General features: G+C 62.2%; 16 protein-coding genes and 1 pseudogene. 5 read left to right on the top strand and 12 right to left on the bottom strand.

Annotation, left to right across the window (positions count from 1 at the left end; genetic code table 11):
- Positions 1-93 precede the first annotated feature (93 nt).
- The 5 genes from ON44_RS46385 to ON44_RS00640 form a co-directional block, all read right to left on the bottom strand.
- Positions 94-909 carry a TY-Chap domain-containing protein gene (locus ON44_RS46385; protein ID WP_051181262.1) on the bottom strand — a complete coding sequence of 272 codons (816 nt, stop codon included), beginning with the start codon at positions 907-909 and terminating at the stop codon, positions 94-96.
- On the bottom strand, positions 906-1,388 hold the full coding sequence (locus ON44_RS00625) for a DUF6301 family protein (protein ID WP_040685767.1): 483 nt from the start codon (positions 1,386-1,388) through the stop codon (positions 906-908). Before ON44_RS00625 ends, ON44_RS46385 begins: the two co-directional genes overlap by 4 nt.
- A 113-nt stretch (positions 1,389-1,501) precedes the next feature.
- Complete coding sequence (locus tag ON44_RS00630; RefSeq protein ID WP_040685768.1) at positions 1,502-1,858, bottom strand: DUF6301 family protein; 357 nt, start codon at positions 1,856-1,858, stop codon at positions 1,502-1,504.
- An 18-nt stretch (positions 1,859-1,876) separates the two neighbouring features.
- Entirely contained in the window at positions 1,877-2,326 is a 450-nt protein-coding gene (locus ON44_RS00635) for a TY-Chap domain-containing protein (protein ID WP_040685769.1), read from the bottom strand.
- Positions 2,323-2,778 (bottom strand): DUF6301 family protein, encoded by a 456-nt coding sequence (locus ON44_RS00640; protein ID WP_506331747.1) that lies wholly within the window; start codon positions 2,776-2,778, stop codon positions 2,323-2,325. The genes ON44_RS00635 and ON44_RS00640 overlap by 4 nt, the downstream gene beginning before the upstream one ends.
- Here ON44_RS00640 and ON44_RS52225 point away from each other — a divergent pair.
- Entirely contained in the window at positions 2,669-2,926 is a 258-nt protein-coding gene (locus ON44_RS52225; protein WP_245566965.1) for a hypothetical protein, read from the top strand. The two genes, ON44_RS00640 and ON44_RS52225, sit on opposite strands and share 110 nt — an antisense overlap.
- Before the next feature lie 70 nt (positions 2,927-2,996).
- On the opposite strand, the gene ON44_RS00645 is transcribed toward ON44_RS52225, so the two are convergent.
- The 6 genes and pseudogenes from ON44_RS00645 to ON44_RS53880 form a co-directional block, all read right to left on the bottom strand.
- Entirely contained in the window at positions 2,997-3,347 is a 351-nt protein-coding gene (locus ON44_RS00645) for a hypothetical protein (protein ID WP_040685771.1), read from the bottom strand.
- A 57-nt stretch (positions 3,348-3,404) separates the two neighbouring features.
- Positions 3,405-4,526, bottom strand: a complete 1,122-nt coding sequence (locus tag ON44_RS00650; protein WP_040685772.1) for a DUF6301 family protein — start codon at positions 4,524-4,526, stop codon at positions 3,405-3,407.
- Between the two features lie 151 nt (positions 4,527-4,677).
- A complete protein-coding gene (locus ON44_RS46390) occupies positions 4,678-6,579 on the bottom strand; it encodes a PH domain-containing protein (RefSeq protein ID WP_157187001.1) in 1,902 nt (633 codons plus the stop codon).
- Positions 6,580-6,600: 21 nt separating this feature from the next.
- Positions 6,601-7,497, bottom strand: a complete 897-nt coding sequence (locus ON44_RS52230; RefSeq protein WP_245566953.1) for a hypothetical protein — start codon at positions 7,495-7,497, stop codon at positions 6,601-6,603.
- Entirely contained in the window at positions 7,434-7,967 is a 534-nt protein-coding gene (locus ON44_RS52235; protein WP_245566954.1) for an SUKH-4 family immunity protein, read from the bottom strand. Before ON44_RS52235 ends, ON44_RS52230 begins: the two co-directional genes overlap by 64 nt.
- A 109-nt stretch (positions 7,968-8,076) precedes the next feature.
- Positions 8,077-8,625: pseudogene (locus tag ON44_RS53880) on the bottom strand (toxin glutamine deamidase domain-containing protein); the annotation flags it as partial.
- On the opposite strand from ON44_RS53880, the gene ON44_RS52240 reads away from it, so the two are divergent.
- The 3 genes from ON44_RS52240 (at position 8,518) to ON44_RS00690 (ending at position 10,703) form a co-directional block, all read left to right on the top strand.
- Entirely contained in the window at positions 8,518-8,763 is a 246-nt protein-coding gene (locus ON44_RS52240) for a hypothetical protein (RefSeq protein WP_040685775.1), read from the top strand. The pseudogene ON44_RS53880 and the gene ON44_RS52240 sit on opposite strands and share 108 nt — an antisense overlap.
- 231 nt (positions 8,764-8,994) lie before the next feature.
- A complete protein-coding gene (locus ON44_RS49800) occupies positions 8,995-9,261 on the top strand; it encodes a hypothetical protein (RefSeq protein WP_157187003.1) in 267 nt (88 codons plus the stop codon).
- 1,046 nt (positions 9,262-10,307) lie between these two features.
- Entirely contained in the window at positions 10,308-10,703 is a 396-nt protein-coding gene (locus tag ON44_RS00690) for a hypothetical protein (RefSeq protein WP_040685779.1), read from the top strand.
- A gap of 311 nt (positions 10,704-11,014) precedes the next feature.
- Here ON44_RS00690 and ON44_RS00695 read toward each other — a convergent pair whose 3' ends face one another.
- Positions 11,015-11,983, bottom strand: a complete 969-nt coding sequence (locus tag ON44_RS00695; RefSeq protein WP_040685780.1) for a zinc-dependent alcohol dehydrogenase family protein — start codon at positions 11,981-11,983, stop codon at positions 11,015-11,017.
- 1,012 nt (positions 11,984-12,995) lie between these two features.
- On the opposite strand from ON44_RS00695, the gene ON44_RS52245 reads away from it, so the two are divergent.
- Positions 12,996-13,646 carry a hypothetical protein gene (locus ON44_RS52245; protein ID WP_245566955.1) on the top strand — a complete coding sequence of 217 codons (651 nt, stop codon included), beginning with the start codon at positions 12,996-12,998 and terminating at the stop codon, positions 13,644-13,646.
- Positions 13,647-14,209 lie beyond the last annotated feature (563 nt).

The raw sequence follows: 14,209 nt of genomic DNA on the forward strand, positions 1-14,209 counted from the left end.
GCATGCGGGCGGCACAAACTGCACCCAGCCACACCCGAAACCCCGGACAGCCCTTGCCCGTGCGACGGTGTGACCGTCAGCAGGCGCAAAAGGTCATGGAAATTCACGGACTTCGACAACGTCGAAGCCGACGGACCGGGCGGCGGTTTCGAACATTTCCTGCCACTGGTCCACGTCGGTGCTGTCTATCAGAACATCGGGCATGACCTCTACGCTGATGGACCACCGGTTTTCACCGTCGCGCCACAGCTTGGCCAGCACCGAGGCATCCCCGTCGGCGCCGAGTTCACGTGCACCGAATTGCATGTCATCCGGGTCATGGAGACGGCCGCGGCGGCTCAGGCTGAGCGTGTCACGCAACTGTTCCAGTTGATCGTGGTCGAGTTCTCCTGAAAGGATCAGCAGCAACCGGCGTTTCGGCCTGACCGGGAGTTTCGGGTCTGTCGCCGATGTCGGCTCATCCTCGGTTGGCGTCAGCCCCAGCAGGGGAAGGGCAAGGTCGGCGTTGCCTTTGTTCTCGTTCCATGCCTTGTAGGTCAACTGCGCCGGGGTAGCGATCCCGAACGCATCCCGTAAACCGGACGCGATCATCGTCGCCAGCCTGCGATAGTCGGCCCGTAGCGCGGGCCACGCCACGTTGTAGGACCAGTTGTAGCTGTCGCGCCCGACAGGCGGCTGCCAGCCCAGATCAGCGATGTGCTGAAGGCCCGCGGCATCGGCTCGCACCTCGGGGTCCAGCATGCCGGGGCCAGGTAGTTCGGCGCACAGCTCGGTATCGGTTTGATAGAACTGCGCATACCGGCGTCGGTCCGAGTTCGGTACAGCCTCCCTGATAGACACAACCGCGCCGGCAGGCAGCGACCCCAACTGGGCGGCCAATTGATCCGTGAATTCGTCCCAGCCGGTCATGACCGTTCTGCCTCGGCGAGCGCGTCGCCTTCGTCGTCGAGAGCCAACTGCTCGTTGGGCACCAGCTCCAGGTTCACCACGCTAGGAAAGGCTTTCAGCGCGAGAGTCTGCTGTGGTCCGGCCCACCGCACCTGGGGGTATTCACCCGGGATCCGCGTGCTCGGCGCACCGAGCGCCTCAGTAAGCGCACGCGTCATGCGCACGAACGCGTCCCACACGTTGTCGGCCTCATCGGAGTCGATGTCGGTCACCGACTGCATGATGTGGTGGGCTTGTCCATCCAAGCCGTCGATACGGCCACTCGCCAGCCCGAATCCGACGTCGAGGCGTACCGAATGTGGGCCGATCCGCTCGATGCGCCAACCGAATTCCGCGGCCAGGTCCGGCACGTCAGCCAACCGCCACGACCAATGCAACGACCGCATTCGAAGCGCCAGCTCGATAGTCTCGGTGTCGTCCAGCGCCCGCCAACCCGTCATGACCCCGCCCTATCGTTACTCTCGAACACGGCCATTCCGAGCCTGCCCACACTGTCACGTTCGCACGCCCTGGCCTGATCCGCCAATTCCGGTTCGCTGGTCGACGGGTGTTGTCAATCCTCTTGGTCGAGGGCGCTGAGCCAGTCGTTGGTTACCAGCTGTAATCGGACGGTGTGGTGGAAGTCGATCAGCCGCAGGGGTGTTTCCGGACCGGCCCAGCGGATTTCGGAAACCCTGTCGTCGAGGCGAACGGTTGGTTCGCCGAGGGATCTGGTCAGTACGTCCGCCATCCGGGCATACGCCGCCACTGTGTCATCGCGGCCGTCCGGTGTATCAGCTGCCTGGGTGCTGACGGTGACTTCGACGCGTACCGCGTCGCCGTCGAAGCCGATGATGTCGACGGTGTCCGGGCCGAGACGGGAGGCGAACTGAACCCGGTCCGTTGAGTGGCATGGTCTCCGTGTCCCCAAAGCTCGGATGACAACCGATCAGTCCTGGCGTGCCAGCCCGAGCAGTGGCAGGTGAAGCTCGCGTTCGTCCGCGTTCTTGTTCCATGCGGTGTAGGTCAACGACTCTGGGTCGCTGATTCGGAACGCGTCACGGAGTCCGGTCACCACCATTGCCGCCAACTGGCGGTATATGGCTGAATTGACCGGCCAAGGCAGCTCGATCCACCAGTAGGGGCCATGGTCGTTATCGGGTTCCTGCCAGCCTGACTCGGTGATCAGGCGGTATCCCGTTTCGTCAGGCCGTGCGGTGGGTTCGAGGAACTCATCGCCCACCAATTCGGCCAGTAGCTCGCTGTCGGTCTGCGCGAACTGCGCGAACCGCTGGTGGCCTGGAGGAAGTCCCGCTTCGACGATCTTCACAATCGCGCCTGCGGGCAGTACCGCTAACTGCTCGGCCAGTCGCTCGGCGAATCCCGTCCAATTCGTCATGTCAGGCCCTGCCGTTCGAATTCGATGGATCTATCAAAAGCCGCCAGCGAGGCGTTCGTTTGATACGTCACCTGGACAGTATGTGCGAGACTCAGATTCTTCAGGCGCAATGTTGTTTCCGAAAATGCCCAACGGATTTCTGCGGCTTCCCCCGGCATGCGGGAAGTTGGCTCGCCGAGAGCGGCGGTTATAGCGCCGGACATCCTGACGAACGCGTCACGCACCAATGCTTGGCCGGTCGCGTCCTCGCTCGCGGAGTCTGTCACCATCAGCTTGATGGACTCTGCCACCCCGTCGCGGCCTGTTACCGCACCGCTGCTCAGCCCGAAACCGCAGTCGAGCATGACCCAATCCGCTCGGGTCATTAATACCTTCCAGTCGAACCTTGCCGCTATCGCGGGCACCTCTTGCAGCTGCCACGACCAGTCCAATGACGGCAATCCGGTAGCCAATTCGACTATCTCGTCATCGGTCAGCGCACGCCATACCACCATGGATTCACCTTATTTATATCGCCGGATCGGACGGCTGGCGCCGGTGGAGACCGGAGATCCGATCATCGCCAACCCGATCGATGTCACGGTCATGGCCATGCATTAGCGCCGGCGCAGAGACGCGCTTCAGCAGCAATAGCCCCCAGCGCATACGGATCTATCTCGAGGCCACTGGATCAGTTGATGGTACGTTCCTCGCTCAACGGGTTACCGGCCGCATCGACTTCCTCATAGTCGATACTGAATTCGAGTTTCGCGCTTCGGCACTGTTCGGCAAGTTCATGCAGCCGGGCGACGGCGTCCTCGACGGCGCCATCGATATGGCCTTCGAGGAGGAAATAATTCGGGGGATTCTGCGGTGATGCCTCATAGCAGAGCAGTTCGAAGCCGTCTGTTTCGTAATGCGTTTCCCATCCTCGGCGAGGCTGCACACGTAGATCGTCGGTCGAAAGCCACGATCTCAATATCTGCTCGACAATTTCCGGGTCACCGGTTTCGAAGCTTCCGTGGAACGACGTACTCGGCACGAATCTACTCCAATCTCACAATCGTAATCTCACCTATTCTACCGAGCGGTGTCTGGCTTAGTCCTCATCGTAGAAGGTTGTGATAGCTGGGCCCTGCCGCAGGATCATTCGGATCGAGGGCGGCTGGTAGGAAAGTGTCAACGTATTCTCGATGCCTTCCCATTGGACCCACGTTCTTGTTCCCGTGACGCGCCTGGTCGGCTCGCCGTAGCTTGCGGTAAGAGCCGTTGTCATTCGGGTGAAGGTTTCATTTAGTTGTGAGCTACTGTTGGCATCCTCAGTCAGGGTGGCGACCGGCAGATCAATGAATTCGGCATCGCCACCGCTGCCACCGATGTAGCAGTAACCAGGAACGGATCTGGTGTCCATGGTGATTTGGTCGGATTCGACGGTTTCCAGTGTCCAGAACGTTGCCGCGCCACCGAGGCCGAGCAGGTCATCCATCCGCCACGACCAAACCATGTTACGGAGTTCACCGGCTAGTTCGACAATCTCATCATCCTCCAGTGCTGATCGTCGAACAGGTGGGGTGCGGGGTTGGTTTTCGTTGGCAGACCGCATCGGTCGGTCGTCGAGATCGACCTTGTATACGAACGGTTCGAACGCTGAGCTCGAAGTCTCGTCACGCAGTACTCGTTCAACGATCTTGTCTGCTTTTCGACGTCTTTCCGGATTACCAACGACGGTCGACCGTAACGGGATGGTGTCGTGGATCGCGTAGATAGAGGGATCGAAAGGTGGCAGCGGTTGATCGGCGACCGCGGTGGCGTCATCGGGTGTGGGTATCAGCGTGGGAGAGGTAGCCGAGCGTTCCGGTGATGCAATTTCGGTCTTGGCTGAGGGAGGTTCGGCAGCTGGTCGTCGACGCTCGGCAATAGTGAACCCTACTGCACGGCAACCTAATTCGGCGAGACAGAGCCACTTGGCGTATTTTGTGCCGGGTATGGCATCGAGGGTGATGGTCCATTCTTTGGTGCCGGTGCGCACCAGAGAGAGAACCATCGAGGTGACCGTTCGGTATTTGGGGTGGTGTTCGGTGCGGCGGCCCAATTCGGTGCCAACAGGGCCGGCCCCGCTTCCGGATAGGCTGAGCCCCAGGCAGTCTCGCAGTTGGTCGAGGTGGGATGGGTCGAGCCGATCGTGCAGGACCAGCGTCAGTTGTCTTTTCAGAAGTTTCACGTCGCATCGATCCAATTAGGTCCCAGCAAGGGAAGGCTCAGAGACTTGTCATCGTCATTCGAGGGCGTCGATCGACGCCATTCCATCACGTGATCACCTTTAGTTGCTCGATCCCTGGCCAACAGCGGCATCCGATATCCTTCCGTCCACGCTAGCGTTCGCGCTCCAGCCCTCGCTCGCGCGCCTCGCTCTCTCTGGCTCTTGTCCGGTGCGGAGCCTCGTCGGGACGCTCCCGCACAGCCTCGCGCGCATCGTGGCCTTGACTGACTTCCCAAAGGAAGCGTTGGACAATGATTTCGCTCGGGAACCCGCGGTCGATTCCCTTGGCAGCTTCCGCATAGCGGCGCGCGAGCGAGTCGTACGGAACTTCGACCGGTTCTCGTCCTGGCTGCCGGTAAATCAACACCCCCTTCTCCACAGACCTTCCGATCGGATCGTGATTGCGGACCAATTGATAGACGTTCGGATCGAGGGTCCGCATTTTATCCGCGGTCAGCTCGAGGCTCTTTGCCTGCCCGACGGACTCGTTGTGGTCCTGCCGAACGAGCTCACGACCGAAAACATCTAATACATTTTCATATGTCCGGGCGCGTTCGGCCTCCAAAATCCGGGTCGTGATATCGGTCTGCACGCGATTCAGCCCCAGCGTTTCGAGCGCGCGTGAATCGACTGCTCGTTCATGTTCCACAGCACGGTGAATCTGGTTATACATCTCGCGCACCTGCGCGGGATCGGGTTCCTTGCCCAGCGCGGCGGCCTGTTCGAGTTCCCGGGCCCGTTCGCGGATTAGTTCCATGAATTGTGCAGTTGCTCGTTCCTCCGGTTCGCGAGCCTCCATTACCTTTTCGGTAGCCTGCCGGACGAATTCGTTTCGGAACGCATCGCTTGCTTTGACGAGGGTGCTGGCGCGATCGAGTTCCAGCCCGTGAGCGACAATTCGTTCATGCTTCGGATCCAGTCCCAATTTCTGAATCGCTCGAGCTTCCATTTCTCGCTCATGCCGAATGACGCGTTCCACGGCATCGTAGTTCTGTAGCACATCGGCCAGTTCCGGGGCCTTGCCCTCAGCAAGGATGCGCTCCAATTCATGAGCCCTGTTCAGTTCGTGCTGGACGAATCGTGCACGTTCCTCGAGGTGTCCTTCGCGGAATTCCAATACCTTCTGAGTGGCAGTCTCCAGGAGGTGTCGGTCGGTGACTTCGAGTTCAGCTGTTACCGAATGATTTTGCTCGTAGATGCTGATTTCCAGAAGGTGCTCGACAATTTTTGCCGAGTTGCCCAGATCGAAGTCGCGCAGCACGTCCAGGCGGCTTTCGAGTTCGAGCCGTTGCCCCGTGGTCAAATGATCTCTTGCCAAAACGAGATCCCTGCTCACCCCGGACAGTGGACCTCCCCGCTCCAGTGCGCTCCATGCCCGGTCGAGAGCTTCCTTTGCTTGGGCGCGCTCGATCGTTGCCTCGATATCCGGCAGTCGGTCATTCGCCAGCTCGACGACCAGCTCCACACTCTCCCGCCAATAGGGGGCGAGGCTCTCCAACGCCTGCTCGCGCTGGGCCGCGAAATCTCGGGCCAGCTCCTGCCCGCGTTGCGTGATCAGGTCGCGTGGGGGAGCGCTGGCGCGCTGATTGCCGTCGAGATTTTCGGCAACCTCGGGAACCGGTTTGTCGTTTGAGAGCTCACCCTGGAAGCGGTAGAGGTCCTCGATCGCGCGCTGCGACTCGCGCTCTCGGGCTCCGTTCAACCGGTCGGCGAGTTCTTGTGCCCGATCCTTATCGGTTGTTTCGACGACAGGAAGTTCGGGACTTGAATCGAACGCACTATCCGGAACGATCAAAGATATGTCCTCGATGTTCAATTCTGGATATTTTGACTGGATTTCCTTACCTGCCGCTTTGAGTGGCTTGGAGATATCGGATGTGGATCTGACAACTCCTTTCAGGACAGCGTTCGAGAAGGTTCTTGCCTGGCTGTTGTAAGCGTTTTTATTGGCATCTATTTGCTGGGCTAGATCCCATATCTCGGATCGGGTGAGATCTTTCAGCTTCAACGGCACTGTCGGCGTTGCATCAGCGGCTCAGATTGCGGCCCGACCGTCAAAGCGATCGGCAAGCAGTTCATAGAACCGGTCCCGATCGATAACGAGCGCGAAATCGACATCTTTCGCTTCGGGTTTGCGCAGCGCAGACCCTTGAATGTACGGGTCGAGGTCGCCGAGCCCTGCGCGGTGGAGAGCTTCGTGGAAATCTCGAGCGAAGGCGTTGAAATGTTCGGCGCTGTCGAAGCGGTACGGGTAGCCGCGTTCCGAAACAACGTTGGCCCAGTTATCCATGTGGCGCGCGAGGGTGTCTGCGGCAACGGGTTTCGCGATGCGCGATCCGGTCTGTATGAGATCGGCGATGCTGCGATCGCTGAGCCCATGCTGGCGCCCTTGCTCGACCAGTGTGTTGAGCTCTCGGTCGCTGTAGCTGAGCGCGAATTTCTCGGGATCGCCTGCGACTCGGTCCCGGACCTTGTCGATGAGTTCCTTGGCAGGGGTCTGTGATCGGTCGTCGGAGATGCGGCGACTGAGTTCGCCCTTGTCGACCGGCTCGCGGGACTGATTGCCGCCAGAGCCCTCTGCCTCACGGGTGGGTTGGGTGGTGTGCTCGGGCTTGCCGACATTGAGGTTGTCCTGTACCGGATTCCGTGTAAGGCTCGGGTCGCTGCGATCGATGTGGGACTGGTCGCGATGTTGCGGTGCTTCAAATTGCTGGTGTTCGTCGAAGCCGGATCGACTACTCGGCTGGTCCGGCGGTTCGATACGGGCCCCGGGTACGTCGAACCCCTCTGTGCCAGCTGGTACCCAGTCGGGTGCCGACACCGATGTTGGAGCTTCAACATCTCGCGGTAGCTCCGTGTGGTCGGGGCCTAGTCCTCGAAGGTCCCCTGTTCCGGCCAGGTCCCGTCCTGACGGGATTTCCATTCCGCCCACGCCGCTGCGCGTGTCGCGCGCGCCCAGGTCGGCCGAATACGGAGCGGGTGCTTGGTGATGGTCAGCTGGAATTCCTCGGTCGGCTCCGGGGGTTGGATCAGCGACTCGATCCGGACTTGATACTGGATCGTCTCCGAGTCCTCGTGTGTGCGTTGAATTGTCGTCCGGGTGCGATGTGGGTAGATCTGAGCGCCTTGGACCGGTTGGCCCGCTTCGATCGCCTGGTCGTACATCTCCCCGATCGTGAACGGATGCAGACTCGGGTGTACCGTCACCACGCCCGTTTCCCGGTTCACCACGTAACTGGTCAGGCCCAGATCCATGCCCCGCGCTATCTCCTCCGGGGTGAGTTTCGGACGGCACACCCATCCGTGCTGGAACGAAATCGGCTCTTCGAACTGCAGGCTCGGGAATGCTTGGGCCAGATACTGCTGGACCTGTTCCTCGGTTTGGAACCGTTGTGCCACCATGTGATCCTCCATTCGGGTCGCAAATCATGAATCGCACCCCGAACGACCTGTCGACCAGGTGCGCTGGGGGCTTATCGGAGATGATCGGTGGCTTCGGTTGCGCGTCGACCCACATCGGCCCGCTTGCCCCGTGCGGGTAGACGATCGCGGTGGCGTGTGAACCCCCCATGATCGGACTGCCGTCCGGGTTGTAGAGCTTTTGCCCAGTTTTCGGGTCGAGGGCATGCCAGGCATTGTGCACGTATGCCGAGGCACCCGGTCCTTGTTGAGCTACCCAGTCATGCAATGCCTGGAACTGTTCGGGTATCGATCTGCCGCCGTCGTTGAAATGTTGCCAAGTGCCGCCGATCCACGCTTCGGCGCGCTGTAGACCGAGCGCTTCACCTCTGCGGGTGTCGATGCTGCCGTCAGGCAGCACATCCGGCCATCGAGGGGCAGCGGCCATCGGCCGACCGTTGTGCGTGGACAGGATGGCCATCGTGCAATCGCTGCAGTCGTTGCTACGACCCGGTTTCGTGGGGCCACCATCGTTGATGTGCTCTGCGTACAGGTGAGGATCGGCACCAACAAGGAATCGATTGCCAGCGCGGACGGAATCCTCGACTACGTGCTGATACGCGGGATCCTCGATGTCGTTGAGGTTGCCTTCTCCGATCACCCGACTATCCGCGATGTCGCCGCGGGTGACTGGAGTATTGGCCTTGGCGATGTCGTTGCTGAGCTGGCGAATCTCGTCCGGGCTGAACCCGTGTCCGCGCTGGCCTGGTTCGGTTTGCAGTCCAATATGGTCGCGTAGCTGCTGGACGATCGCGTCGGGGTGGGCGTCGGGATGCCAGGGACCGGCGGTCTCACTGACGTGGATGTGGAGGTTCGCCGCCGCCGGATCCGGCGTGTGCACCAAGTCGATCAGGACCCGGTCACCGGATAACAACCGCTGACCGTGATTGAAGGTCAGATCCGTTGCCAGCTGCGCCCTTTCCCACAGTCGCGCCACCTGTTCCGGGGATACGCTGCGGTCTGCGGTGACATGCACCTTGATGCCGGCTACCGCGACGGAACCTTGGTGCTCATCGGGGTAGCGCCGGAAGTCGTAGGCGGGCTTGGTATTCGCCCCATGCTCGGTGGGCACCTGAGTGGTATGGCCGCCCTCGGGCAGCTGCTGGCGGTACCACTCACGTATCTGTCGCACTTGGTGTGCCTGCTGCAACTCCTGAGGCGACAGCCGTTGCGGACCCTGGTGTGGACCAGGCTGATCCGGCCTCGGCGCTCTGCCTGGATGCTGGGGATCATTTGAGCTATGTGCCTGCGGACCGCGCTGCTGCGGTGCGCGCGAATCCGATTGCGGCGCTGAGTGTTCCGCTGGACCCGCATGTCGTACCGGTGTTGGCGGGACCGGTGTGTGTGACTCGATGACTTGCGGGGGTGTTGAGCTGCGAGGGGATTCGGGAGGCGCCACCGGAGTGCGGGGGTGCGGTGGCGGGACCTGGTGCGGGCTGAGTTCTGGTGAACGCTGGTGTGGTGTCGACGGTGTGCGGGCTACCGGCTGGTGTGGTGGTGTCGGCGTATGAGTGGGCGAATTGTGAGGCGCCGGCGCCACATTCGTTGGCGAGTGATGCGGCGCCGGTGAGACGGGTCGCTGTGTTTCAGGGGAATGTTGCGTCGGCGGTGTCGGAGAGTGCGACTCCGGCGCAGGCGCATGTGGTGTCGGCAGTGGTGACTCGGGAGCACGCGAGGATGTCCACGGCGCGTGCGGCGAGGGTGACTCGGGAGCGTGCTGTGACACCGAATGCGATTGCGCCTGTGAATGATCTGGCGATACAGGCTGCCGTGGGGCCGGGTCGGGCGTGGTCGGCGGATGTAGTGTCGTCGGCTCGTGCGTCGGCGCGTGAGTTATCGGTGGCAGCGATTCCGGTGCTCGCGACGACCTCCATGGTTCCTGTGGTGCTGGAGGCGGGGACTCCGGAGCAGGATCGTGGGGGTGCGATTGTCGCCGGGTGTCGAGCCAGTTGCGCACCTGGATGTCGTGTGGGCTCTCGCCCGGTGGGTGGGCGCGGGCGGCGGCGATTTCTTGCTGGGTGGGTTGGTAGCGGCCGATGTGGGGGTTGTATTCGCCGCTATAGAACGGGTCCATCGGAATGAGGCGGCCGTCGTCGAACCGGGCGACGTATCTGTGGACTTCGGGATCGAAGCCTGGACGTGGCGGTGGCGGCTCCAGAGACGGGGCTCGAGTGGGCGTCGGCGCGTGTTCTGTTGCGAGAGAGCCATTTTCGGAGTATTCGGAGCGAGCATCGGGCCGCGCGTGAGATTGGTTGGCGTCGGCTTCAGTCATCGAATCCGGGCGTGCCCACCGCGGCGGCTCTGATTCCGGTGCGCGCGTCGTCGACGTTACCGGGCGGTCGACCGGACCATGGTGCGGTGCAACCGATTCCGGTTCTATTCCGTCGTTTCTCCCTGTTCCCGAGCGATACGCTTCAGTTCCGACTCCCCCCAGGCTTGCCAGACCTTGACCTGCTCCTCGGTTGCTGGACGACGCCCCTTCGCCTCCAGTTCGGCTCGGTGGGCGCGGAGTCGCTTTCCGGTCGTCATCCTCGGGAGTACGCGGCGCTGGCCTACCTGCTCGAAACCGCCGGGCACCCGGTGACCGGCACCTACCCGACTCGCTTCAGCGAGCAGGAGGCGGCCATCCTGGAAGCAGGCAACGCATGGCTGGCCGAGGCGAACGTCGCACAGAGCTGAGACGCGGTCCGGACAGGCGCTGACATGGCTGCTCGGACTCGAGAGGTTGCGGGCACTCGGAGCCGCAGGGCGTTGTCGTGCTTGGCGCGGGCCTGCTCCACGGTCTCGGGCGGGATTCGATTACCTAGCCGCTTCACTGCCTGGGATGCCGCCTGGTGGCTCCGGTAGTCCAACTGGTCGGCGATTTCCTGCCATGTCGCGCCAGTCGCCGCCATGCGTTCGGCTTGTTCCGCGCGATGCCGGGCGTCAAGTCGGTTTGTCACGTAGACATGTTGTCAACGCACCGTGCCGACGTCGCGCGCTCGTCGCCTTCATCGCCCAGCCACTTTCAGCAGGATCTTGCCGCCACGGAGGAGATGTTGCACCGCGTCCTGGATATGCTCGAGGGGGTACACGGCCGCCACGGGGACAACGAGGGCGCCGTCGGCCACCAGCGGTGCCGCCTCACGAATGACAGGCAGCACCTTGTCGCGGTAGTCGAAGTCGCCGACAAAGAATCCGCGGACGGTGAGGTGCTTGCCGACCAGTGTCGAGGTGGCGACCCGCATGGGTTCGTCGCTGGCCCAGGAATAGCTGACCAACCATCCACCGTCGGACAGCAATTCGAGCAGCCGCGCTACCCCCGGACCACCGACGGCTTCCACTGCCAGCGCCACTCGCGCGTCGCCGATCACTGCTCGAACATCGCCGACCGCGTCGGGGTCGTCGACGTGGACCACGTCGGCCCCGGCCTCTGTGAGCTCGGCGAACGTTGCGTCGTCACGGGCCAGGTTGATCGTCTTCAGTCCACGAAGTTTGGCTAGCGCGATCAATGACCGTCCCACACCGGAGTTCGCGGCGTTCTGAACCACCCAGTCACCGGGCTGCAGGGGGGTGCATTCACTGAGCATCAACCCTGCCGTCGGGGGGTTGCTGCCCAGCATCGAGTACTGCTCGATGTTGCCGCCGGCGGGGAGTGCGAACAGGCCGTCGGCGGGCACGACGATCCGCTCACGCCACGCACCGGCATACAGGGGTAGCACGACCAGATCGCCGACTTGAAGTCCATCGACCTCGACGCCAGCGGCAAGCACGCGGGCGACCCCCTCTGCGCCTGGTATGTGGGGCAGGGGTGGTCGCGCCAGCATGCCGGTGACAACCAGCAGGTCGTGTTTGTTCAACGGCGAGATCTCAACGCTCAACAGAACCTCATGCGGACCCGGTGGCGGCGGCTCCTCGATGTCGACGACGCGGAGCACCTGCGCGGGGTCGCCGAACTGTTCGATCTGGATGGCGCGCATATTAATTCCTCTCCATCGAAGGTGGGGCCGCTGTGTGAGCGGCTGCCAACCGAGCTAGGAGGAAGCAACACCCGGTGGGCGCGTCAATCCAGGCGCGTCCACCTTCCCTCCGAAAGTATATCCACCACCCACCCGACAAGCAGGCACGGACATGGAGTGGATCTCACTGGCACTGTCCCTGGTCAACCTGGCGCTCGTGCTCAGCCTCTACCGGCGAGCAGCGGCGCAAAAGGCCAGCTAGAAGGCTATCGGCGCCAGTGCGGAGCTTCCCCCACTCTATCGCATACGATCGAAAGTGTGTTCGAATATGGCCGGTTGAGTTCACCCGGAGCCCAGGAGGATCGTCGATCCGCCCCTCCCGGCGACCGTCGACGTCGCAGCCGCGATCGGACAGCCTGGGGACAGGCCGGTCAACGAGCTCCCTCTCCGCGTTCGGGCCTAGGGCCTGTCGCTCGATGTGGGCGTTCCCGGTCAGCTTCTCGGCGTGGGCCCGTACGACCGGGGGTTCATGGATCTGTTTGCTGCACTTCATGATTCCGACTGGAAACGGGCTCGGGCACATGGAAATACCGCTCCAGCTCCACCCGCGACAACACCCCGAGCCGGCGCGCCCTCATCACGCACAGCCGGACATGAAACCAGCAGCAGCCCAACGCCGTTGCCGACTTCACCCGACGCTGTCAGAACAACCAGACCGCTCCGTTGTGACTCGAATGACTCGGAAAGACTTTCGTCAGCCCGCTCCCGTCAGGGCAGACAGCACACGGCCGCCGTACACGCTATCGCCGATAACTCACTCCCGCACCAGATTCCGGACCACCAAAGCTCGCCACCCAACCGCTGCGCAGATGCTCGGGCCACAAACGCGGCACGCATAACCCTTCCACTGGCAGCCGACTGACGGCCAAACTTGTGTAGCACTTCGTTGCTGGTCGCGCCATGGAACGATTCTCATGAGTGAGATCAGCGAGCCGCTCGGGTTCCCATGGCGCTAACGTAGCCACGGCCTGCCGTGAAAAGGCTGATTCCTGCGCCTCGTGCGCAGGGGCAACAGGTGCTCGCGGCGCGGTCAATCCGTCAATCGCACAAAGGGATTCCCATGTCCATCGAACCAGACGAACGCCTCGGCATACGCGGGCAAGCCAATGCTGTGGTGCACGCCCTGATCACCAGCGTTGTCAGTGTGTTCGCACTGATAGTCGTCGTCGTGCTCATCTCAAAGGCGCTCGGCTTGGGTGACGAAGATTCGGAATCAACTGCGGCGAGTACAACGAGCAGCTCAGCCCCTATCGCGCCGCCAACCACGCCGGCCGCTGCGCCGGTGTCTCTGTCGGATCCGCGATGCGTGCCAGCGTCGGAAAGTGTCGTCGCGCAGGTGCAAGCGGGCCTGACCATGGATGGCTACCGGCTCACCAATGCCACGGTGATCATCGACGGTCGTCTCACGTTCTTCGGTGCGACGACCCTCGACGCATCCGGACAGATGGAAGAGCGTTCGGACGTGTGGATCCTGCGCGACCACGTCGTCTTCGCCTCCACCGGTGGCGCACGCATCAACTCGCAATTCCCGAAAGCCTCGTCGTCACCGCTGAGTATTTCGCCGGCAGACGAGCGGGTGCGAGCTGTGGATGCCTGTGTAGTGGATGCGACGCGCAGAAGTTGATGCACCTGTGGGCGCGACGGATCGGGAGAGCTCGCAGCGAGTGGTAGACCGGACCGCGCGGAACCCCGTATCCAGTGTCGTCGGAGTCGCATCAATATCTGCCGACTCTGCCGTGGCTGGCAGATGTGTTGTAGCCCAATAGATTTGGTGATCCCGGGCTGAGCATTGCAGCATGCTGCACCCCTGCCCTCTACGTTCTTCCCCGAACCGCGCAACCTCACTGTGCGCACCGACAGTAAGGACATCGACATGTTGCGCGCCTGGCGATGGCGGTTCGGGGCCGTCGTTCGAGCCGTGTCGAGGTGGGGGAGGCAGCCGAAGATTCGCGTTGTCGGTCATCTGGAGGTGGATGTGCAGCAACATTTCCGGAACAGGCCCCGACGCTGGCGGTGGGGTGACCCTCGATGCGCTGATCGCCGCAGAATCGGGTGGGGATTCTGCTGTTCAGATGCGTGGCTGCTGGGTGGGACGGCTTAGAGCCTGGGGTGGTGTGGCGGGCTGGAGCGCTGCTGAGACATCGGGAATACGAGTAGTCAGCTACTCGTTCGCTTCGGTGCCCGTCG

This window comes from Nocardia vinacea NBRC 16497, assembly GCF_000308835.1.
Lineage (GTDB): Bacteria > Actinomycetota > Actinomycetes > Mycobacteriales > Mycobacteriaceae > Nocardia > Nocardia vinacea.